The following is a 20,551-nucleotide window of genomic DNA, read 5'->3' as shown; positions in this document are numbered from 1 at the left end:
AGGGCCTGATGGCAGCGGACTCGACTCCGTGGTTCGTGGGTGGCGGGGCGGAGCACTCGCCCGAGGTGGCCCGCGGTGAGCTGTACGACTCGACGGGTGGCGCGGAGGGCATCTCCTCGCCGCAGTCGCTGCGGGTGCTGCCGATGACACCCACGGGCAACGGCGTGCGCGTCGCACCGGGCGGGTGCCTGCTCCTCAACCGCTACCCGGGCGGGACCCTGCAGACGTACTCAGCGCGCTGGTTCTCCGAGCAGATCCTCAACGGCCCCACCGTCCTGCCGCCCACGCCGTCGGGCAGCGGACGCACCGACCTCGTCATCGCGCGGATCCTCGACCCCCAGTACGAGGGGAACGCGCCGGCGAACCCGAACGGCTTCGAGTACCGGCGCCTCGCGGTCATCCAGAACGTCTCCTCGAGCATCCGGTCGATCCGCGAGCTTGGCCTCAACTACCCGGCGATCGCGCTCGCGAAGATCACGCGCCCCGCCAACCGTGGGGACGTCCTTGCGGAGCACATCACTGACCTCCGTGAGGTCGCCCAGCCGAAGACCTACCGGCGCCTGTTCACGCACAACCTCGAGGGCTCCACGGTCCACGCGCTCGACACCGCGTCCCCGTCCTCGGAGTACTGGCCCGACTTCGCCGAGGCCATCTGGGAGATCGACGTCCCCGAGTGGGCGACGCACGCGAACATCGTCGCCACCTGGGGCGGTGTGCGCGTGTCCCGCTCCGCCGCTCAGGGCACCATCTGGGCGCGCATCGGCCGCCCGGGCGACTGGGGTGAGGGTAACGTCCGCACCCAGGACGTGAAGTGGGCGCTCGACCCGACGGCCGCCGACGGCGTCGAGATGCGCGAGACGTGGGGCGTGTCCGACGACGTCACCATCCCCGCCGCCATGCGCGGCACCCGCCAGCCGATCCGGCTCGTCGGGACCAGGCTCGTCAACGGCGGCCCGCCCCGCATGGACAACGCGTCCTCCATCATGGTCGACGTCCAGTTCACCGAGGGGCCGGCGTGACCTGGCGGTACATTGCCCAGCGGATCCCGTCGGGTGAGTTCCTCCACTGGGACCTGCCCCTCACCGACGTGCAGGTCACACCGGCACTCAACGCCCCCGGCGGTCTCGGGGGCTCGATCCCCTTCGCGGTGGCCGCGCTCCTCGGCGAGGACGGCCAGCCCCTCATCAAGCCCTGGCACACGGCCATCTGGGCGGAGGCCGGCGGCCAGATCCGCGGCGGCGGCATCGTCACGAGCACCCCGCTCACCGACGACGGGCAGGCGCTGCAGGTCCGGTGCACCGGCCTGTCCGGTGCGCTCATCGCCAGGACGCCATGGACGGCGACCTACCGCCGCTACCTGCAGACCGACCCGCTCGACATCGTGCGCGACATCTTCGCCCACGTGCAGTCCTTCCCCGCCGGGGCCCTGGGGCTCGTTGTCGACGACACCACCAGTCCCGTCACCGTCGGCGTCCCCGAGGACCCGGGCCGCCGGGCAGCACGCCTGCGGGCCGAGGAGACCAAGGCGACCCTCGACGAGGCCAAGACCACGCTCGATAAGGCCAAGGCGCTCCTCGACACCACCACGAAGGCCGCGCTGCGTGCGGCCGGCCTGACCGACATGACCGGGAAGGTCGTCGTCGCCGAGCTCGACAAGGACGGCAAGGAGCCGTCGAAGACGAAGAAGAACCTCTGGTACCGGCCGTCGAAGAACCGGGCCCACAAGGTCGCAGGCACCCCCGCCGCGTGGGTGAGCGTCCCCGCGGCGCTCGCGGATGCACGGAAGGCGGCCGCAGCGACGACGGCGCACGACCAGGCGGACAAGGCCTACGACGCCGCGAAGACCGTCAACGACAAGACCCGTAAGGCGTTCCAGGACGTGCAGGACCGGCAGGACGAGGACCCGTTCCTCATCAACTCGTGGTCCACGCACGACCTGGGGAAGGTGGTCGACGACCTCGCCACCGACACCCCGTTCGACATGGTCGAGCACACCGAGTGGGTCGGTGACCAGCTCGTCCACCGGCTCGAGCTGGCCTACCCGCGACGAGGGGCACGCCGCAACGACCTGCGCTACGTCATCGGCGAGAACGTCGCCGTCCCGCGAGAGGCCGCGTGGGGTGACGACTACGCCTCCGACGTGCAGGTCTTCGGCGCCGGCGAGGGCCACAAGATGGTCCGCTCGATGCAGTCCACGGCCGCCACGGGCATGCGGCGAGTGCACACCCACACCGACAAGACGGTCACCACGGCCGCGGCCGCCGACCAGCGTGCCCGGGTCCTGGCGCCGACGCTACGCGGCGGGCTGCGGATCACCGAGCTGACCGTCTACGACCACCCGCACGCACCGGTCGGTGCGGTCCAGCTGGGCGACGAGATCCGACTCATGGGTCGCCTGGACTGGGCCGAGGTCGACATGTGGCTGCGGGTCATGGCCATCACGTACACGCCGGACGGACCGGCGGTGATCAAGCTCCGGGTGACCCCGAGCACGGAGGGAGCCTGATGGGTGCGATCGAGAACGTTGCCGGGCTGCTCCTCCAGCAGGGCCGTCGCCTCTCCGTGCTCGAGAACACCCCCCGGCTGCCCTACTCCTCGATCCCCGCGACGCCGGGCTCGTCCCTGGACGTCGTAGACCCGGAGACTGGCTCGCCGGTCGTCGTCATCGGCGACCAGCACGACGGCACGTGGGGTGCGTACCCGATCGACGGGCCGATCCCTCCGGTGCCGTCGGCGCCGGTCGTCCAGGACGGCGTCGGGCGCCTGGTCATCTCCTACGACGGGCGCATGGCCTCGGACGAGGACCGCTTCCCGATGGATGGGGAGGGCGTGGAGGCGTGGGTGCGGCCGCTGCCGGCGTCCGACGTCGGCGAGCCCGCCGAGGTGGAGACGGAGCCGGTCCCCGACCCCGAGGACGACCCGGACGACCCGACCCCGCCGGAGCCGGTGCCAGACCTCGACGACGTCGACGACCCCTTCCCGAACCTCGAGGGCGCGCGCCTGGTGGCGACGTTCCCGGCGTCGGGCGGGACGACGACGGCGACTCTGACGCTGGGGTCGTGGATGGTCGTGCTCGTCACCAAGAGCATCCCGGGCCGCCGGTCGGCGCCCTCGGGCATCGCTACGGGCACGGTCCTTTCGGTGCTCGACTCGGCCGTCGTCGCCGAGCTGGATGAGCGTCTGCAGGACAACGAGACCCAGCTCGCTGACGCGCGCGACCGTCTCGCCTCGGCGGAGCAGCTCGTCAACGTCACCTTCCCGACGACGCTCGCGTGGCTGACGGATGACGTGCAGGCGATCCAGCAGCAGGTCTCCTCGATCGTCACGGGCTCGGGGCAGCGCATCAAGGTCGGCACGACGGCCCCGGCGCCGGCGGACGCGGACATCTGGATCGACACCACCGGTGAGGCGCCGGTGCCGAAGTACCACGACGGAACCGAGTGGGTGCCGCTGTCGGACCCGGCCGCGATCCAGGCCGCGCTCGACGCGGCGAAGGCGCACGCCGACAACCTGCCGAAGGTCCTCCACGGCACCACGGCGCCCTCACAGCAGCTGCAGGCACCCAACGGCTCGGTGTACTTCCAGCACATCGGCACGGTCTCGGGGCAGGTCGTCGGCCAGTGGACCCGGTCGAACAGCACGTGGGTCGCGACCCCGATCCGCTCCGAGGCGATCGCGAACGTCGATATCGGCAAGCTCACCGCGGGCGCGGCCGACATCATCGAGGTCGTCGCCCGGAAGATCGCCGCGGCGGCCGGCCAGTTCGTCGAGCTCGACGTCGGCCAGCTGCGGGTGACGGGGACGACGAACCTCAACGAGGCCGTCGCCAAGAAGATCTTCACGAACATCTTCGCGGCCAACAAGGTCACCGCCGTCCACGCTGACCTGGGATCGTTCGCCGCCGACGAGGGCTTCGTCGGCTCGCTGCGCACGGCGACGCTCGTCGTCGGGGGCCCGTGGCAGGCGTCGGAGGTCGGCAGTCTGCCGGCGTCGAAGATCGGGTCGGGCACCCTCGCGGATGCCCGCATCCCGGTGCTGCAGCAGTCGAAGGTCAACGGCCTGCCCGGGCGCCTGGGCCTGTACGACGAGATCCGCGAGCGGGTCACGGCGTGGACAGCAACCGGGACGACGAGGATCGACGGCGGCCGCATCGAGACCGACTCGATCAAGGCGCTGCAGATCGACCTCGTCGACCTCCGCTCCGTGTTCGTCACCGCGGACCTGTTCCAGGGCCGCACCTTCATCGGCGGCACCTTCACCGGCGGGACCTTCCGCACCGCGGCGACCGGGCAACGCACCCAGCTGGACACCGTGGGCTTGCGGGCATGGAACGCGGGCCTGCAGCAGACCGTGAACATCGACGGCGTGAGCAACTGGCTCGCCGGCGAGTTCCGCACCGCCCGGCCGGGGTCCTCCGGGATGCTCGCGACGCAGTCGAACCGCGGGTACCCGATCCTCGTCTTCTCCGAGTCCGGGGAGGGGTACTGGTCCGACGCGTACATCACGGCCGGCTTCAACTGGGACGGCTACCCGCAGTGGGACCTCATGCTCTCGGCGAGGACGGGCGGCTACATCCGCGTCGACGGCGGCATCACCGGCATGCCCGCCGGGACGCTGTACTCGGTGGGGCGCTGGCTGATCCAGCCGGACGGGCTTGGGACCTTCTCCGCGCTCGACATCAACGGGCGCATCAACGCGGACTCGATCGGCCTGACCGCGAACACCGACACCCGGTTCTACTTCGAGAACATCGGCGGCGGCCGCGTCCGCGCACCCGGCGCGGCGAACACGACGACGACGACGGACCCGAACATGTTCGTTGCCCCGTCCAACGGCACCCTCGCCCGGTCCACCTCGGCCCGCCGCTACAAGGACGTCATCGAGCCCGTCGACACCGACGTGCCCGCCCGGCTCCTCGACGTCGACCCGGTCACGTGGTTCGACCACGGCGACGCCGAGCGCCTCGCGGACTACATCTCCCGCAGCACGGCGTTCGGGCCCGAGCCGAATCCGGCCGAGCTCGACGCCATCCAGCCCCTGCGACGCATCCCCGGTCTCATCGCCGAGGACGTCGAGGCCGCCGGCCTGACCGAGTTCGTCACCTACGGCGACGACGGCCAGGTCGAAGGCCTGGCCTACGGGCGGCTGTGGACCCTGCTCATCCCCCTCGTCCGCGACCTCCGCGACCGAGTCACCTCCCTGGAAGGACGCCCCTGATGCTCGACCCCAACGCGATGCTCACGCACCTCACACAGTCGATGGGTGGTCGTGCCATCGACCTCGAGGTGACGCTCGCGGCCACGCGCACCGAGCTCGAGGCCGCGAAGGCCGAGATCGGCCAGCTGCGCCAGCAGCTCGCCGACGCAACCGCCCCGACCGAGCAGCCTGCCGACGGCGGGCAGGCGACGTGATCGGCCTCGCGGTGCGCCTGTGGCGCCACATCAACGAGCCGCGGACCATCTCCGTCACCCACGCCCTCGTCTACGCCGTCCTCACGGCAGTCGCGCTCTACTCCCTCGTCGTCCCCCCGACGACAGTGGAGGGCGCCGTCGGGACCTTCTCGATGCGGCTCCTCGCAGCGACGCTCGCCGTCGGTGGCGCCCTCGGGGTCCCGACAGCGCTCGCGGGCATCTGGTGGCTGGAACGCACCGCCGTGACCTTGGTCATCCTCTCGAGCGCGGTCTACCTCGCGATCATCCTCTCGCTGCAGGTGACCGGTGACCCGTCCTCGAACCGGCTCCTGCAGGCGGGCTTCGTGTTCGGCATGGGCGCCCTCCACTTCGTGCGCTGGCATCGCGTGAAGCAACGGCCCTACGACCCGGACCGGGTGACTTCCACCCCCACCGACTGACCTACGGGGGTAGCTCGTGCTCGGAGAGATCGCGGTCCTCGCGACAGCATTCGGCCTCGGCACCATCTTGACGAAGCTCGTCGATCGGCTCCTGGACCGCCGCAAGGGACGCATCCAGGACGAGCAGACCGCATGGGAGCAGCGCGACGCGGAGGCCCGGCAGCGCCGCCGCCTCGAGGAGGCACTCCACGAGACCCGGCAGATGCTCGCCGACCACGGCGTCGACTACGACGACATGCCGACGTGGCCGTCCCGCACCGCTCCACCGCAGTAGACCCCAGCCCACTCCGAGCCCCGCCTTCGCGCGGGGCTCACGCATGTGAGGAGAAACCCCTGTGAGCGACACCCCCGTCGAGCTGCCCGTGCTCGACACGCCGCCCAAGAGCGGCACCTTCGCGCCCGAGCTCGCCGAGCTCGAGCCCACGCCCGAGGAGGTCGCCGCCGGCAACGAGCTCGGCGTCGCGATCGACCCGGACGACGACGACGACAACGGAGGCCTGGACTGATGGGCTGGCTGACCAAGGACCAGGCCGTCGCCGAGGCCCGTCGCCTCAAGAAGCACCTCGAGCGCCACGGCGTGAAGGTGTCGATCGAGCTACAGCGCGGCGCCGGTGACTCCGGCTACTGGGGCCACGACTGGCACCGCGCCGAGATGTCCCACCACGTCGTCTCCCGGCGCTCACAGGGCACCACCCCGCTGCTGTTCCTGGTGAAGAAGGGCCGCCCCGACGTGCCCGGCCCGCTTTGCAACGGCTACATGGGCTTCGACGGCGTCTACCGCATCATCACGATGGGCCTGGCGAACCACCCCGGCCCGGGCGGACCGATCACCGTCGACGGCATCACCATCCCCCGCGACGACGGCCGCTACTACACGTGGGGCACCGAGTTCGAGGGCGGCCTCGACGACGCGGACTGGCCCCCGGGCTTCCGCGCCAAGATGGGCGCCGCCAACGCCGGAATCATCGACTGGCTGTCCGAGCGTCACGGCGGCCGCGTCACCGACGACGCCCACATGGAGCACTCGACCTGGGCACGACCCAAGGGCCGCAAGTCCGACCGCCGTGGCTACTCCCGGGCCGACGGCATCGCCGAGATCAAGGCCGCACGCCGCGGCACCACCCCGACCGTCCAGGAGGACGACGTGACCACCAAGGCACAGATGGACGAGATCAACCGCTGGATCGAGAACATCCACGCGGACATCAAGGAGACCCTGCCGGGTCTCGTCGCCGACGCCGTCGCGAACTACACGACCAAGAGCGAGAAGTTCTCGCTCTTCTCCCTGGCCCGCTTCGGCTACCACGCCGCAGCAGCCACCAACGCCGCCCTGCCCGGCATCGCCGCGCGGGTCGGCGCGCCCGTCAACACCGACACCCTCGCCGCGGCGCTCGCGGAGGAGCTCGCCGAGAAGCTCGAGGGCTCGATCAGCAGCGAGGTCGTGAAGGACGCCGTCCGCAGCGTCTTCGCTGACGCCGCCAACCCCCAGGAGGCATGACCTCATGACCACTACCCCGTTCGAGCCCGTCGAGCTGCCCTCGCGGTACTCGAAGGCCATCGTCGCGACCCTCGTCGCCGTCGTCACCGTCCTGTCAGCGGCGCTCACCGACACCGTCGTGGACTCCGTCGAGCTCGCGAACGTCGGTCTCGCGTTCCTGACCGCCGTCGCGGTCTACTGGGTGCCCAACGCCCCCGAGGGGTGGCGGCAGTACGCGAAGGCCGTCGTCGCCGTCCTGGGTACCGCCCTGCAGGCTCTGGTGCCGTTCCTCGTCGAGGGCCACGTCGCCCCCGCACAGTGGCTCCTCGTCCTCCTCGCCGGCATCGGCGCGCTCGCTGTCGGCGTCGTGCCGAACACGCAGCCCGTGCCCGCGACCAGGAACACCGACGGCTCGTTCTCCGTCACCAACCTGCGCGTCGACCACGGCGGTCACGGCATCTACTACGGCGGCTCGAGTACGTCCGCGAGCATCGTGCGCCCGGACGACGACGACGGCTACCCGCCCCACACGGACTGACCGAGTCCGATGTCCAAGCACGTGTGCAGCTGCGGGCGCAGCTACGGCTCCCTGCGGGCGTGGGAGCGCTGCGAGGACCAGCACGAGCGTGAGGACCGGCAGGAACGCGCCCGTGCACGCCGCTGAGACGACCCCGATTGGAGCACGATGAGCCCGACCGCGCTGCCCCCTGACGTCACCTACGGGTACGTCGCTGACCGGATCCTGCGTGGGGTCATGGACACCGACCGCGACAGCGACGACCTGCCCGACGGCATCCCCGCGCAGGGCACCGTCACGTTCACGCCCGCGGTGAAGGTCATGGCCGCCGGCGAGGGCAAGACCACGGTCCTGCGCGAGGACCACGTCTTCCACATCCACCAGGGCGACGACGAGCCGCCCGGCACCGAGCTACCCGCGGGGATGACGAAGTCCCAGCTCAAGGGACTGCTCGTCTCGGACCAGACCGGGAAGGTGTCCCCGCACGCCCTCATCACGGGCGTGTGGACGGTGACGTACCGCCTGACCGGCGGCGTGCAGGCCATCGGCCAGATCCAGAACCTCCACGTCACCGAGGAGTTCACGCGCGAGAACCCCATGTGGGTGCGTGAGCACGCGGCGATGTCGCCCACGCCGGTCGAGCGGTGGGTCGTCAACGAGTACGCCATCCGTCAGGTCGAAGCGATCCTGACGGAGAAGGGGTCGCCCGGCGGCATCGCCCCGCTGAACGACGACGGCAAGGTCGTCGACGCGGACGGCAACGTCGTCGGCGACGTCGGCCCCGCCCAGGTCGCGACCGCCGTCGAGACCTTCATCGAGCAGAACCCCGACGCGGTCAAGGCCACGTGGGACGGCCTCACCGGCAAGCCCCCCGTCGTCGCCGCAGGCACGACCCAGGCCGCAGCTCGGTCGGCGATCGCGGCAGCGGCAGCGGCAGCCGCCGTGCCCACCGGTGGACTGCAGGGCCAGGTGCTCCGAAAGAAGACGGTGCTCAACCACGACCTCGAGTGGACGGACCCGCCCGCCGGCGGCGGCGGGCCCGTCGACTACGACGACGTCCCCACCGGCTCGACCTTCTCGGTCGCGTGGAACGGCACCGCGTGGCCCGCGCAGCGACCCAGCTCGCGCACCGACATCAACTTCATCTTCCGGGGCGGCGCCCAGCCGCCCGTGCCGCCCACTTGCCTGCCGGGTAAGGACTACTGGGCCCCGGGAGCGCTCCAGTGACCGCGCTGCTCTACCTCGCCGAGGACCTCGGCTGGGCGGCACGGGGGCAGCCGCTGATCCCCTACGTCGCCACCCCGCCACCCGACCCCGACCCGGAGGATCCGCCCCCGGCGCCGGCGTCGTGGCAGGCCGCTGTCGACGCGATGGACGTCACCCAGGCCGTGCTCTGGTACGAGGCCTACAGCGGCCACGACGGCATCAACCCGGCCGACCCGTTCGACATGCCGCTGCAGGTCCAGGACCTCACCGGCACGGGGGCTGGGATTGACAGCCAGTACGACGGCGAGGTCATCGAGGGGAAGGTCGCGAGCCGCTTCCGGATCCGGCACAACAACGTGACCATCCGCCGGTGCCGCATCGTGCCGTCCCCGACGACGATCTACGCCGTTCAGCTCTACCCGACGACGGGAACGACCTTCACCGGGTGCGTGGTGGAGTTCTGCACCGTCGCGGCGAGCAACACGGAGGCGGCACCCTTCATGCTGCGCCCGGCCCTCACCGACTCCACCGCCGTGACGGTCCGCCACAACGACGTCTTCGGGACGATCACCGGGGGCCGCCTCGAGAACCGGTGCGTGGCCGAGTACAACTTCTTCCACGACTTCGGTCACCCCCCGGGCGGGCACGCCTCCGGCATCCGGTTCATGGGTGCCCACGGCATCGCTCGCCGCAACCTGCTCACCGACTCCTCGAGCTCCAACCTCGGGATGTACCTCGACCAGGGGTTCATGCACTCGGTCACCTACGAGGGCAACATCGTCGGCGGGACCATCACCATGCCCGACGGCCGGGTGATCTCCCCGCAGGCCTCTCCGTCCTACGGGATGATCCTCGGGATGGGGGACGGGTCGACGCTCGAGCCCTACGACCTCAAGATCCTCGATAACTACTGGTACGGCGGCTACCAGTTCGGCCTCACCTCCGGGAACATCCCGTGGGGCGTCGACGGCAACGTCCGCTCAGGGAACCGAGCGCTGCAGACCTTCACGGTGCAGCCCGGCAGCGCCAGCAACGAGCGGACCTACCTGGCAGGCGAGCTCCTGCCCTTCAACGACCAGTAGAGGAGAGCCTCCCCATGGCTATCGTCCCCACCCGCGCGTGGCCGCTTGTCACCGCCGGATCCAGCGGCTTCATCTCGAGCACGAACACGGCGGTGCCCGCGGCCGCCGGCTCTGGCCTGGTCGCGGTCGTCGCGGTGCGACCGACCACGACCCCCGGGCCGAACCCCCCGGTGACCGTCACCGACAGCCACGGCGGGACCTGGGACATCTCGCCCCTCGCGGGCAGTGAGAGTTCCTCGACCCGCCTGGCGGTCGCGGTCCGGACCGCCCCGGCCGGCGGCGTGACCTCGGTGACCGCGACCGTGCCCGGCACGAGCCAGATCCACCTCCACGTCTACGAGTTCGCCGGTGTCCCCTCGTCCCTCAAGATCGGGGCCAGCAACCCGGGTGTCTCGGCCGACGCCACCACCTACCCGGCCCGAACCGTCGAGGCGCCGGCTGGCGCTCTCGTCGTCGGTGCCGGTAGCACGGGCGTCACCAACCGCACCCTCATCCTCCAGGGGACGGGCTTCGTCGAGATCGGGAACCACAAGGCGTCGGGCGTCCACTCCGTCTCCGCGTTCCGTGTCGTCGGCGCGTCCCCGGAGACAACCGGGCCCGCGTGGGACCTCGCGGCAGGCAACAGCAGCACCACCCTCGTCCAGCTCACGGCCACGATCGTGCAGGGCGAGGGACCGCAGCCCCTGGCCGTCGACGTGGGTGCCGACCGCACCATCAACGTCGACGCCCCCGTCCAGCTCTCGGCCTCCGCGACGGGCGGCACGGGCACGAAGACCTTCGCCTGGACCATCGTGTCGGGCCCGTCCGGCGGTGGGACGTTCGTCGACCCGACGGCGCCGAACGCGACCTTCGACCCCGGGAGCACCCCCGGCGTCTACGAGCTGCGCTGCACGGTGACGGACGGCAGCGGCACGGCGAGCGACACCCTCACGCTCACCGTGCTCCGCACCCTCACCTACCTCCCGTTCGCGGCGGTCAACGCCTCGACCGGGTGGGCGCCCACCGGGGGCACGGTCCTCGACGTCCTGTCCGACAGCGACGACGCCACCCTCATCACGTCGAGCGAGAACCCGACCAACCAGATCCTCGACGTGCGCCTCCCGCCGATGTCCGTGCCCGACCAGCCCGTGCAGCTCCGCCTCCGGGCCCGCGCGCTCAACGCGGGCTCGGCCAGCGTGGTCGCTCGGCTCTACACGGGCGCCACGCTGCGGGCGACGAGCGACCCGGTGTCCATCTACGACACCTTCGGGCAGGTCGACGTGACCTTCCCGCTGTCGGCGCTCGCCGCGATCTCCCCCGCCGACTGGGAGGCCGGCGTCCGCGCCACCTTCTCGGTCACCGCCGCGTGAGGGGAGCCTGATGGCCACCGTTGAGATCAGCGCCGCGGGAGCGATGGGAGACCCCATCGTCTACCCCGCGGTCGTGCAGGTCGCCATGGTCGGGGTCGTGGGCTCGCCACGTGCGGCTCAGCCGCCGCGGGTGCAGATCGCCGCCCTGACCGTCGCCGCCGTCCCATGGTCCCCGCTGCCGGCTCGGGTGCAGATCAGCGCACTGGGCGTCATCGGGTCCCCATGGGAGCCGCCTCCCGACGCCGACGCGTCGCTGTACTCGATCGGCGATGACTCGGTCTGGCGACCGACCGAACTCGTCCCGCTGTAGCGCCACGCACGATGAAGCCCCGCCTCACCCTCACGGGTGGGGCGGGGCCCTTTCTTGCGTTCGGGGACCGATCGCCGATAGCCCAGCACGATGACGATGTCGGACGTGGAGGGTCCCGCCGTCCCGGTGGCGAGTGTTAGCCTCGATCCTCATCAGTGACGATAGGGAGCCGATGGGGAAGATTCCTGCGCGAGCGGCGCGCCGACGGCTCGTAGACATGAGCGGGCAGACGACACCGGAAGCTCAGTACAAGCCTCCCCCGGAGTCGGCGTGCGACGTGCAGGTGCTGCCGATCGAGTTGACCGAGACGGATCGCCTGCACATCCGGATGGCGATCTATCGGGGGAAGATCGTGGACTTCGCGATCATGCAGTTGTCCGTCCGCGACGACGGCGAAGAAGTTCACGTGGCTAGGATCGATTGCTGCCACGGCACGGTGCACCGACACCAGTACGACAGGCGCGGTCGGGATGTGTACGAGCGACGAGAGATCGTTGCGATTCCTGCCACAGACGGGTGGGAAGTAGTGGATGCTGCCTATGCAGAAGCATCCGAGACGATGTTCAATGAGTGGGAAGAGAACCTGAGGAGGTGGCGACAGTGAGTGGAGATCGCAACGATCGTCTGCGCGCTGGGCGAGCCATTGCCCGTGCCTACGCCGACCCAGACGTCCGGCGCCTCTATGCGAGGAACGGCTACAAGTCTGGCGAGCAGATCGTCGTTGTCCTCGAGGAAGATCGCCTCGAGGACGTCATGGACCAGGTGATGAAGCACCGTCCGCCGGTCCTGGTGGCTCTTTACCACCCTGGTCGCGACAGCCTGCGCTACCTCGCCCTCACACCAGGGGATCCGAGCAACGCCGAGCGTGACGACCACGTGGGTGGGACGTCGACGATTGGCATGCTCGCTGACTACCTCGAGCGCCGCGATGGCAGCCACTTCACGTTCCGCGTCGGCGACCCGGAGTTCGAGCGGATGAACGTCGGCCGCATGGCCGTGTTCGCGTAACGAACGCTCCAAGGCCCCGCCCCACCCACTCAGGGTGGAGCGGGGCCTTTCGTCGTACCCGGGGTCCACACTGGGTGGCATGAGTCAGGAGCGGCTCGCGTGGGACGCCGACCGCGACCAGTGGCAGCGGCTGCTCAACGAGGTGCCGATCCCGCCACGCCGCGCGCAGGTCACCGCCGGCCTGCCGATGCCGGCGACTCCTACAGGTGCTCTTCGGTGTCGCCGTCGTCCTCGATGGTGATGCGGAGCCGCGCCTGCTGGAGCTCGTACTGTGCAGCGACGATGTCACGCCAGGACGACGTGCGCGTGGTCGCGGTCTGCTTGGTTGTCGACGTGATCGGTTGCCTGCCCATGGGGTTCCCTCCCGTTGGGTGCCGACGCCACCGCCCGTGGCGCCGATCAACAGCTGACCCCAACGTAGCCCGGGCCTGGGCGCCAGAGCCGGGACCGGCAGCAAGTTCCGCCCTACGTAGGAGGTGCCCCCCTCCGGAGGTTGGGGTGAACTACTCACGTCGCGGCGCGCTGTGCCGATGGTGGAGGGTGAGGCGCCGTCCTGCGGCCCGAGTCCCACGGCTCCCCCCGGCCGACGGACCCGGCCGGGACGGCGTCTCCTGTATGCCCGGCAGGCCATCGGCGCATGGCTCCCCGTCGGGAGCGCGACTCACGGCGTTACCTAGGTAACGCGTGAGGGGCATTCGGCCTACTCTGAGGGCATCGAGCACGACCACCGTCCCGCGACATTCCGCGAGCTACGGCCCCAACCGGGCGAGTGTTGGACGCTTTCAAGTCCCGTCACTCACCCCGAGAGGAACGGCCCCGGCACTCGCCGGGGCCGTTTCGCGTGCGGCCGGCCGGGCCTCAGATCCCCAGACGCCGGCGCAGCTCGCGGGCGTGACGGCGGGAGACCTCCACCCGGCTGCGCTGGCGGTCGTTCATCACCAGGGCGAGGCCACCCTGGAAGTCCGGCACGAGCTCGCGGACGTGGCGCAGGTTGACCAGGTAGGACCGGTGCACCCGCAGGAAGTGCCCCTGGAGCCGTCGCTCGAGCTCGTTGAGGGAGAAGGAGACGAGCACCCGCTCGTCGGGCAGCTTGAGGGAGGCGTACCCGCGGGCGGCGGCCGCGTAGACGATCGCGTCCCCCGCGACGAGGACGGTCCGCCCGTCCTTCTGGACCGGGATGCGCACGAGGTTCGGCGGTTCACGGCCGGCGGCGCCGTTCCCCTCCCCCGGCCGCCGCGCCTCGGCGGACGCGGCGTCCTCCCCGGTGCGCTCCGGCCCGGCGGACAGCGCCCGCTCCACGGCCCGCCTGAGCCGCTCCGCGTCGAAGGGCTTGACGAGGTAGTCGGCAGCGGCGAGGTCGAAGGCGTCGACGGCGTGGTCCGGGTAGGCGGTGGTGAAGATGACCTGGGGCCGGTGGACCAGCCCGGTGATCGCGCGGGCCACCTCCAGGCCGGTGAGGCCCGGCATGCGGATGTCCAGGAGGACGAGGTCGTACTCCAGGGACCCGAGCAGGACGAGGGCCTCCTCGCCGTTCGTCGCCTCCCCCACCACCTGGACCGGTGCGCCCTGCGCGACGGGCCCAATCTCCTGCAGGAGGTAGCGCAGCTCCTCGCGGGCGGGAGCCTCGTCGTCGACGATGAGGGCACGGGGCGGCACCCGGCCCAGCATAGGGCGAGCCGCCCGCACGGGGGACGCCCTCGGTCTGCTGCTTCTCCCTACCTCAGCGGGACCGTGAGGTCGACGACGGTCCCCCCGGACCGCGGCGTGGAGATCCGCATGTCGTACCGGTCCCCGAAGAGCGCGTCGAGGCGCTCGAAGATGTTCCGCAGGCCCACGCCCGCGTGCGCCCCCGTGCCGTCGGGCTCGTGCCCCTGGCCGCGGTGGTCCGCGAGCCCGGCGAGCACCGCCGGGTCGATCCCCACGCCGTCGTCGCTCACCCGGATGAACACCGTCCGGGTGAGGGGGTCCACCCGGGCGCGCAGCCGCACGGTGCCGCCCTCGACCTTGCCGGCCACCCCGTGCTTGACCGCGTTCTCCACGAGGGGCTGGATGGTGAGCACCGGCACCCGGGAGGTGAGCACCTGCGGGTCGATGTCGTACCGGATGTCCAGGCGTTCCCCGAAGCGTGCCTGCTCCAGGGACAGGTAGGTGCGGACGAAGAAGTATTCCTGCGCGAACTCGGCGAAGTGCCCCTCCTGGCGCACGGCGTACCGGAAGAACTCGCTCAGCCGCAGCACGAGCTCGCGGGCCTCCTCGGGCCGGGTGCGGGCCTTGGAGGCGATGGTGTTGAGGATGTTGAACAGGAAGTGGGGGTTGATCTGGGCGCGTAGCGCGTCCAGACGCGCGTCGGTGGCCAGGTTCCGCTCCCGGTCGAGCTCGGCGAGCTCGAGGTGGAGGGAGAGCATGTTGGCCATGTCCTCCACGAGCCGCTTGGGCGGGGGGTCGGTGCGCGCCTGGTACACCCCCAGGGTCCCGACCACGCGCTGACCGATGCGCAGCGGGGCGATGACGGCGGAGACCACCTCGCAGTCCGGCTGCCGGCACCCGACCCCGGCGCGGTCGCGGACCACCTGGGTGCGGCCCTGCCGCACGGTGCGCGGCGCCGCCGAGGTCTGCATCACCTCCCCGGCGATGTGGTGGTCCTGGCCGGGGCCGACGTAGGCGAGGATGGCCTCGGTGTCGGTGATGGAGACGGCGTCCCCGGACAGCATCGGGCGAAGGAGCTCGCAGGTGCGGCGGGCGGCGTCGGGGGTGAGCCCGGCGCGCAGCGGGACCGAACGGCCGGCGGCTGCGAGGTCGCGGACACCCCGCTCGGGGTCGGTGCTCCGGGTGGTCCCCCGGCCCCACACGCCGTCGCGCGGGCCGCGCAGCACCGAGGGGTAGCCCAGGACGACGGCCACGGTGACCGCGACACCCGCGGCCACCGTGGGCAGCGTGGTCAGCGGCGGGTCGACGAGCAGCTGGGTGACGACGTACAGGACCACCCAGACCGCGACGACGACGCCGGCCAGGACCATGCTGCCCCGCATCAGCGCCGCCGCCCACGGCCGCGGTCCACCATCATCCGCGCCAGCCGCTCGGCCTGCCGGTCCGCCGCCGTCCCGTGCATGGTGAGCCACGCCGCACCCGTGCCCGCGGGCCGGGCCGAGCGCCGGGAGACGAGGACGATGACGACGACGGCCACCGACGCTGCGACCGGGGTCGGCGCGGACACGAGGTCGCGGACCGGGGAGGCGGGCATGAGCTCGGCGGTGATGAACAGGGTGACGGCCAGCGTGGCACCGGTGAGCATCCCCGCCGCCGCGGCAGCGGCGGTCATGCCCCGCCACCAGATGGACAGCACCACCACGGGGGTGAGCGCCGAGCCGGCGACGGCGAAGGCCCAGGTGACCATGGTGGCCACGAGGGAGGGCGCGGTGGGGGTGAAGCCGTCGGGCCGCATGAGGACGGCCAGCCCCGCGGCCAGGCACGCCCCCACGAGCGTGGTCACCCGGCCGGCACGGACCGCCTGGCGCTGGGTGGCTCGTGGGTTGAGGTAGCGCTCGTACACGTCGTGCCCCCACGTCGCCGCGGAGGCCAGGAGCAGGCCCGCCACGGTGGACAGCGCGGCGATGAGGGCCGCCGCCGCGACCAGCCCCAGCCCCGCCTCTCCGCCGTAGATGCGCCCCAGCACCGGCAGGGCGTGCTCGGGGACGAGGAGCACGCCGCCCTCGGTGAGCTCCTCGAGCCACGCGTGCTCCGCGACCGCCGCCGGGATGACGTCCCGGGCCGCGGTGCCGAGCACGACCGCGAGCGCGTAGAACGCGCCGACGAGGACGAGCACCCACAGCGTGGTGGTGCGCGCCGCGCGGCCGGTGGGCGAGGTGAAGTAGCGGTTCATCACGTGCGGCAGCCCGGCGGTCCCCAGCGCCAGCGTCACCACCAGCGCGACCTGGCCGAGGCGTCCCTCGCGCACCGCCGGCCCACCCGCCACCGCGAGGCCGTCCGGGGTGCCGACGGTCTCCAGCGGCGCCACGTCGGTGAGGTGGAACCCGTCCGCCGTCACCGTCACCGCCAGCCACAGCAGCGCGGAGAACAGGAGGAGGAACTGGACCGCCTGGTTCCAGGTCGTCCCCCGCATCCCGCCGTAGGCGACGACGACGGCCACCACGGCCGTGGAGAGCAGCACCCCGGTCGCGTAGGGCGAGAACCCGAACAGGCCGTGGCCCACGAGCAGCTCCCAGGTGATCCCGCCCCCCACCGACTGCGGGACGAGGTAGCACAGGATGACCAGCTGGACCACGCCGACGGCGCTGAGCCGCACGGCGTCGGACTCGAGGCGGCGGCCGAGGAAGTCCGCCAGGGAGAACTCACCGAACCGCCGGAGGGGGGCGGCGACGAAGAGCAGCACCGGGACGAACCCCGCCGCGAAGCCGACGGCGTACCAGGCGCCGTCGAGGCCGGAGACGTAGACCGCGGCCGCGACCCCGAGGAACGAGGCGGCCGAGAGGTAGTCCCCGCAGATCGCCCAGGAGTTGGTGACCACCCCCACCCGCTGCCCGGCGAGGTAGAAGTCCACCGTGGAGGAGCTGCGGGGCCGGGTGGCGACCGAGACGCCGAGCACGACGACCACGACGGCCGTCAGGGTGACCACCGCCGTGGGACTCACGTCTCCTCCGCCACCGCGTCCGGCTCGGCCGGTGTCCCCCCGAGCATGCGGGTCTCGACCGAGGAGCTGAGGGTGGCGGCGGCGATCCCGATCACGGCGAACACGACGTAGAGCCCGACGGCGGCCGTGAGGTAGGCGGGGCTGAGGCCCCCGAGCCGCGACTCGGTCCACCAGCCCAGCGTCATCGTGAGGACCGGGAACGAGGCGAGCACGACGACGAAGAGGATGAAGTAGGTGACCGCGATCCGGCGCAGGGTGCGGAAGGCGGCGTCGACCTCGGCGGGGGTGTCCTGGACCTCCGGATCGCCGCTCACGCCGTGCGCGGTGCCTGCGCCCACTGCCGGGCCATCGTCCAGGCGGCCTTGACCAGGACCACGGCCCCGCCACCGGCGAGCACGACCCCCATCCCGGGCAGGAAGGCACCCCACGCCGTCTGCACCGAGGCGCTGACGATGTTCCAGGCCTGGGCGAGCACGATCAGCGCCGTCAGGGCTCCGGGGAGGGCCGCGTGGACGATCGCGAGCCTGCGCCGCGGCACGAAGGCCCCGGCGAAGGCGAGGAACCCCAGGGCGAGGGTGACGACCCCTGGCCCGTCCGTGCCGCGCAGCACGAACGCCTCCCCGGTGATCCCCTGCGTCAGGCTCACGTACACCCAGGGCAGGAACGCGGCGATGACCAGCATCATCCCGCCGGTCGCCATCGACCAGCTGCCCGGGTGGAAGACCCCCCACCCGGTGGCCTTCCCCTCGCGCAGCCGGAGCGCGACACCGGCAAGGCCCTTGGGGATGGTCCGCTGTGACGCCGTAGTCATCATGGGCCCATGCTAGGAGTGACCCGGCTCACGCGTCACCTCCCCCGTCGCCCAGGCGGACGAGCGGGCCGTTCCGCCCGACGAGCGGTCCGCTCGGGCCGACGAGCGGGCCTCGCGCCACGCCGTGACCGCTCGCGGCCCGGAAGGCGCCGCCCGGCGACGCGCCGGCACCGTCCGTGAAGTCGCAGGGCCCATGTCGTTGTGGTGCGCCCGCTCGTGGAGTTTGTTGGGGGCGACTCGCGTACCAACGAAGGGAGCCTCAATGTCCGAGGTGACGCGCGACAGCGGAGGCACCGCGCCTCCGGCGGAGAACGACTGGCGACGCCGGTACTGGAAGAAGAACCTGCGGCTGATGCTCGTCCTGCTGGCCGTCTGGTTCACGGTCTCGTTCGGCTTCGGCATCCTGCTGATCGAGCAGCTCAACACGATCGTGATCGCCGGCTTCCCCCTGGGCCTGTGGTTCGCCCAGCAGGGGTCGATCCTCACGTTCCTCCTCATCATCCTCGTCTACGCACTGCGGATGGACCGGATCGATGACGAGTTCGGCGTCTCGGAGCGGAACGGGGACGGTGAGCGGCTGTGAGCGACATGCAGTTCTGGACCGCCTTCTTCCTCATCCTCACGTTCGGCATCTACCTCTACATCGCCTGGCGCTCCCGGGTGAAGGAGACCCGGGAGTTCTACGTCGCCTCCCAGGGTGTGCCGACCATCGCCAACGGTGCGGCCATCGCGGCCGACTGGATGTCCGCGGCGAGCTTCATCGGCATGGCGGGCATGCTCGCCTTCCTCGGCTCCGACGGCTCGGTCTACCTCATGGGCTGGACCGGCGGCTACGTGCTGCTCGCCCTCCTGCTGGCGCCGTACCTGCGCAAGTGGGGCAAGTTCACCGTTCCCGAGTTCGTCGGCGAGCGCTACAGCGACACGGTGCGGTTCGTGGCGGCGGTGGCCGCCGTCGTCGTGTCCTTCACCTACGTCGTCGGCCAGATGACCGGTGGTGGCGTGGTCTTCGCCCGGTTCCTCGGGCTGAGCGCCGAGTGGGCGGTGGTCGTCGCGGCCGCCGTCATCTTCTTCTACGCCGTGCTCGGCGGCATGAAGGGCATCACCTACACCCAGGTGGCGCAGTACGTCGTCCTCATCACCGCCTACCTGATCCCGGCGGTGGCCGTGGCCCAGAAGATGACGAACATCCCGATCCCGCAGATCTCCTACGGGTCGATCCTCGCCGAGCTCGACGCCCTGCGGGTGGAGTTCGGGCTCGACCAGTTCACCGAGGCGTTCGTCGGACGTCCCGGTGGGCAGCTCGACGTCTTCCTGGTCACCGCCTCCCTCATGCTCGGCACCGCCGGGCTGCCGCACGTCATCATCCGCTTCTACACCACCAAGACGGTGCGTGGCGCCCGGTTCTCGGCCTTCTGGGCGCTGTTCTTCATCTCGCTGCTCTACCTGACGGCACCGGCGGTCGGCGCCTTCACCAGCCTCAACCTGCTGCGTGACGTCGACGGCGCCACGGCGCAGGACCTCCCGGAGTGGATCGCTCCCTGGGCGGACGCCGGCTACGTCACGCTCAACAACGGCGGTGGGCTGATCGAGAGCGTCTCCAACTCGGCGGCGTCGGGCGCGGACCTCATCATCTCCAACGACATCCTCGTCCTCGCCTCCCCCGAGATCGGCGGCCTTCCCGCGCCGATCATCGGGCTCATGGCCGCGGGCGGCATGGCGGCGGCACTCTCCACCGCTGCCGGGCTGCTGCTGGTCATCTCCTCCGCCACCTCGCACGACATCTACTTCCGGATGGTCTCCAAGGAGAGGGCGTCGGAGAGGAAGCAGATGCTCGTCGGCCGGCTCGCCATGGCCGGAGCCGTGGTCGTCGCGATCTTCGGCGGCCTCAACCCGCCCGCGTTCGTCGCACAGGTCGTGGCCTTCGCCTTCGGGCTCGCGGCATCGACGTTCTTCCCGATCCTCATCCTGGGCATCTTCTGGAAGAAGGCCAACGCCACCGGCGCGGCCGCGGGCATGCTCACCGGTCTGCTGTTCACCGGCGGCTACATGCTCTACACGCTCGAGGTGTTCGGCCTCAGCGCGAACGAGCACGTCCTCGGAGTCTCGCCCGAGGGCATCGGCGCCATCGGCGCCCTGGTCAACTTCGTCGTGACCGTCACGGTCTCGACGCTGACCCGCCCACCGTCGGAGCACGTGCAGGAGATGGTCGAGTCCATCCGCTACCCCGCGACGCGGGCGAAGTCGTCCGCGTAGACCCTGCCCACCACGCGGCGGCCCGTCCCGGCACCACCG

23 protein-coding genes are annotated in these 20,551 nt (G+C 71.2%); 17 read left to right on the top strand and 6 right to left on the bottom strand.

What is annotated here, in order from left to right; all coding sequences use genetic code 11:
- Positions 1-8: 8 nt before the first annotated feature.
- The 15 genes from DSZ44_RS18245 (at position 9) to DSZ44_RS07560 (ending at position 12,800) form a co-directional block, all read left to right on the top strand.
- Positions 9-1,019 carry a hypothetical protein gene (locus DSZ44_RS18245; RefSeq protein WP_181424568.1) on the top strand — a complete coding sequence of 337 codons (1,011 nt, stop codon included), beginning with the start codon at positions 9-11 and terminating at the stop codon, positions 1,017-1,019.
- The gene (locus tag DSZ44_RS07620) at positions 1,016-2,506 is read left to right on the top strand and encodes a hypothetical protein (protein WP_110852023.1); all 1,491 of its coding nucleotides are present in this window, start codon (positions 1,016-1,018) and stop codon (positions 2,504-2,506) included. Before DSZ44_RS18245 ends, DSZ44_RS07620 begins: the two co-directional genes overlap by 4 nt.
- On the top strand, positions 2,506-5,217 hold the full coding sequence (locus DSZ44_RS07615; protein WP_110852022.1) for a tail fiber domain-containing protein: 2,712 nt from the start codon (positions 2,506-2,508) through the stop codon (positions 5,215-5,217). The genes DSZ44_RS07620 and DSZ44_RS07615 overlap by 1 nt, the downstream gene beginning before the upstream one ends.
- Positions 5,217-5,411, top strand: a complete 195-nt coding sequence (locus DSZ44_RS07610; protein ID WP_110852021.1) for a hypothetical protein — start codon at positions 5,217-5,219, stop codon at positions 5,409-5,411. The genes DSZ44_RS07615 and DSZ44_RS07610 overlap by 1 nt, the downstream gene beginning before the upstream one ends.
- Positions 5,408-5,851, top strand: coding sequence for a hypothetical protein (locus DSZ44_RS07605; RefSeq protein ID WP_110852020.1), 444 nt, complete (start codon positions 5,408-5,410; stop codon positions 5,849-5,851). The genes DSZ44_RS07610 and DSZ44_RS07605 overlap by 4 nt, the downstream gene beginning before the upstream one ends.
- 16 nt (positions 5,852-5,867) lie before the next feature.
- Positions 5,868-6,125 carry a hypothetical protein gene (locus tag DSZ44_RS07600; RefSeq protein WP_110852019.1) on the top strand — a complete coding sequence of 86 codons (258 nt, stop codon included), beginning with the start codon at positions 5,868-5,870 and terminating at the stop codon, positions 6,123-6,125.
- Between the two features lie 61 nt (positions 6,126-6,186).
- Positions 6,187-6,357, top strand: a complete 171-nt coding sequence (locus DSZ44_RS18240) for a hypothetical protein (protein ID WP_181424567.1) — start codon at positions 6,187-6,189, stop codon at positions 6,355-6,357.
- Positions 6,357-7,349, top strand: a complete 993-nt coding sequence (locus DSZ44_RS07595) for a hypothetical protein (RefSeq protein ID WP_110852018.1) — start codon at positions 6,357-6,359, stop codon at positions 7,347-7,349. The genes DSZ44_RS18240 and DSZ44_RS07595 overlap by 1 nt, the downstream gene beginning before the upstream one ends.
- Before the next feature lie 4 nt (positions 7,350-7,353).
- Entirely contained in the window at positions 7,354-7,866 is a 513-nt protein-coding gene (locus DSZ44_RS07590; protein WP_110852017.1) for a hypothetical protein, read from the top strand.
- A 147-nt stretch (positions 7,867-8,013) separates the two neighbouring features.
- The gene (locus tag DSZ44_RS07585) at positions 8,014-9,072 is read left to right on the top strand and encodes a hypothetical protein (RefSeq protein ID WP_110852016.1); all 1,059 of its coding nucleotides are present in this window, start codon (positions 8,014-8,016) and stop codon (positions 9,070-9,072) included.
- Entirely contained in the window at positions 9,069-10,133 is a 1,065-nt protein-coding gene (locus DSZ44_RS07580; RefSeq protein WP_110852015.1) for a hypothetical protein, read from the top strand. The genes DSZ44_RS07585 and DSZ44_RS07580 overlap by 4 nt, the downstream gene beginning before the upstream one ends.
- Positions 10,134-10,147: 14 nt before the next feature.
- On the top strand, positions 10,148-11,482 hold the full coding sequence (locus tag DSZ44_RS07575; RefSeq protein WP_110852014.1) for a PKD domain-containing protein: 1,335 nt from the start codon (positions 10,148-10,150) through the stop codon (positions 11,480-11,482).
- 10 nt (positions 11,483-11,492) lie between these two features.
- Positions 11,493-11,792 carry a hypothetical protein gene (locus DSZ44_RS07570; protein ID WP_110852013.1) on the top strand — a complete coding sequence of 100 codons (300 nt, stop codon included), beginning with the start codon at positions 11,493-11,495 and terminating at the stop codon, positions 11,790-11,792.
- A gap of 217 nt (positions 11,793-12,009) precedes the next feature.
- Positions 12,010-12,396: a DUF7718 family protein gene (locus DSZ44_RS07565; protein ID WP_146237497.1), complete on the top strand. Its 387-nt coding sequence runs from the start codon at positions 12,010-12,012 to the stop codon at positions 12,394-12,396.
- Positions 12,393-12,800, top strand: a complete 408-nt coding sequence (locus tag DSZ44_RS07560) for a hypothetical protein (RefSeq protein WP_110852011.1) — start codon at positions 12,393-12,395, stop codon at positions 12,798-12,800. The genes DSZ44_RS07565 and DSZ44_RS07560 overlap by 4 nt, the downstream gene beginning before the upstream one ends.
- Positions 12,801-13,000: 200 nt before the next feature.
- Here the strand turns inward: DSZ44_RS07560 and DSZ44_RS18235 are convergent, their stop codons facing one another.
- From DSZ44_RS18235 to DSZ44_RS07535, 6 genes are all read right to left on the bottom strand, one after another.
- Complete coding sequence (locus DSZ44_RS18235) at positions 13,001-13,153, bottom strand: hypothetical protein (protein ID WP_181424566.1); 153 nt, start codon at positions 13,151-13,153, stop codon at positions 13,001-13,003.
- A 505-nt stretch (positions 13,154-13,658) separates the two neighbouring features.
- Entirely contained in the window at positions 13,659-14,456 is a 798-nt protein-coding gene (locus DSZ44_RS07555) for a LytR/AlgR family response regulator transcription factor (RefSeq protein ID WP_110852182.1), read from the bottom strand.
- A 59-nt stretch (positions 14,457-14,515) separates the two neighbouring features.
- Entirely contained in the window at positions 14,516-15,829 is a 1,314-nt protein-coding gene (locus DSZ44_RS07550; RefSeq protein ID WP_258369303.1) for a histidine kinase, read from the bottom strand.
- Entirely contained in the window at positions 15,829-17,448 is a 1,620-nt protein-coding gene (locus DSZ44_RS07545) for a sodium/solute symporter (protein WP_110852010.1), read from the bottom strand. Before DSZ44_RS07545 ends, DSZ44_RS07550 begins: the two co-directional genes overlap by 1 nt.
- A complete protein-coding gene (locus DSZ44_RS07540) occupies positions 17,445-17,762 on the bottom strand; it encodes a hypothetical protein (protein WP_110852180.1) in 318 nt (105 codons plus the stop codon). The genes DSZ44_RS07545 and DSZ44_RS07540 overlap by 4 nt, the downstream gene beginning before the upstream one ends.
- Entirely contained in the window at positions 17,759-18,262 is a 504-nt protein-coding gene (locus tag DSZ44_RS07535; protein ID WP_110852009.1) for a hypothetical protein, read from the bottom strand. The genes DSZ44_RS07540 and DSZ44_RS07535 overlap by 4 nt, the downstream gene beginning before the upstream one ends.
- A 259-nt stretch (positions 18,263-18,521) precedes the next feature.
- Here DSZ44_RS07535 and DSZ44_RS07530 point away from each other — a divergent pair, with 259 nt between their 5' ends.
- Positions 18,522-18,842, top strand: coding sequence for a DUF4212 domain-containing protein (locus tag DSZ44_RS07530; protein WP_110852008.1), 321 nt, complete (start codon positions 18,522-18,524; stop codon positions 18,840-18,842).
- Complete coding sequence (locus DSZ44_RS07525) at positions 18,839-20,512, top strand: sodium:solute symporter family protein (protein ID WP_181424565.1); 1,674 nt, start codon at positions 18,839-18,841, stop codon at positions 20,510-20,512. Before DSZ44_RS07530 ends, DSZ44_RS07525 begins: the two co-directional genes overlap by 4 nt.
- Positions 20,513-20,551: the final 39 nt, after the last annotated feature.

The organism is Georgenia satyanarayanai (genome assembly GCF_900116375.1).
GTDB classification, from domain to species: domain Bacteria; phylum Actinomycetota; class Actinomycetes; order Actinomycetales; family Actinomycetaceae; genus Oceanitalea; species Oceanitalea nanhaiensis.
Note: the sequence above shows the minus strand (reverse complement) of the source record. Positions and strands in the feature narration are given on the sequence as shown.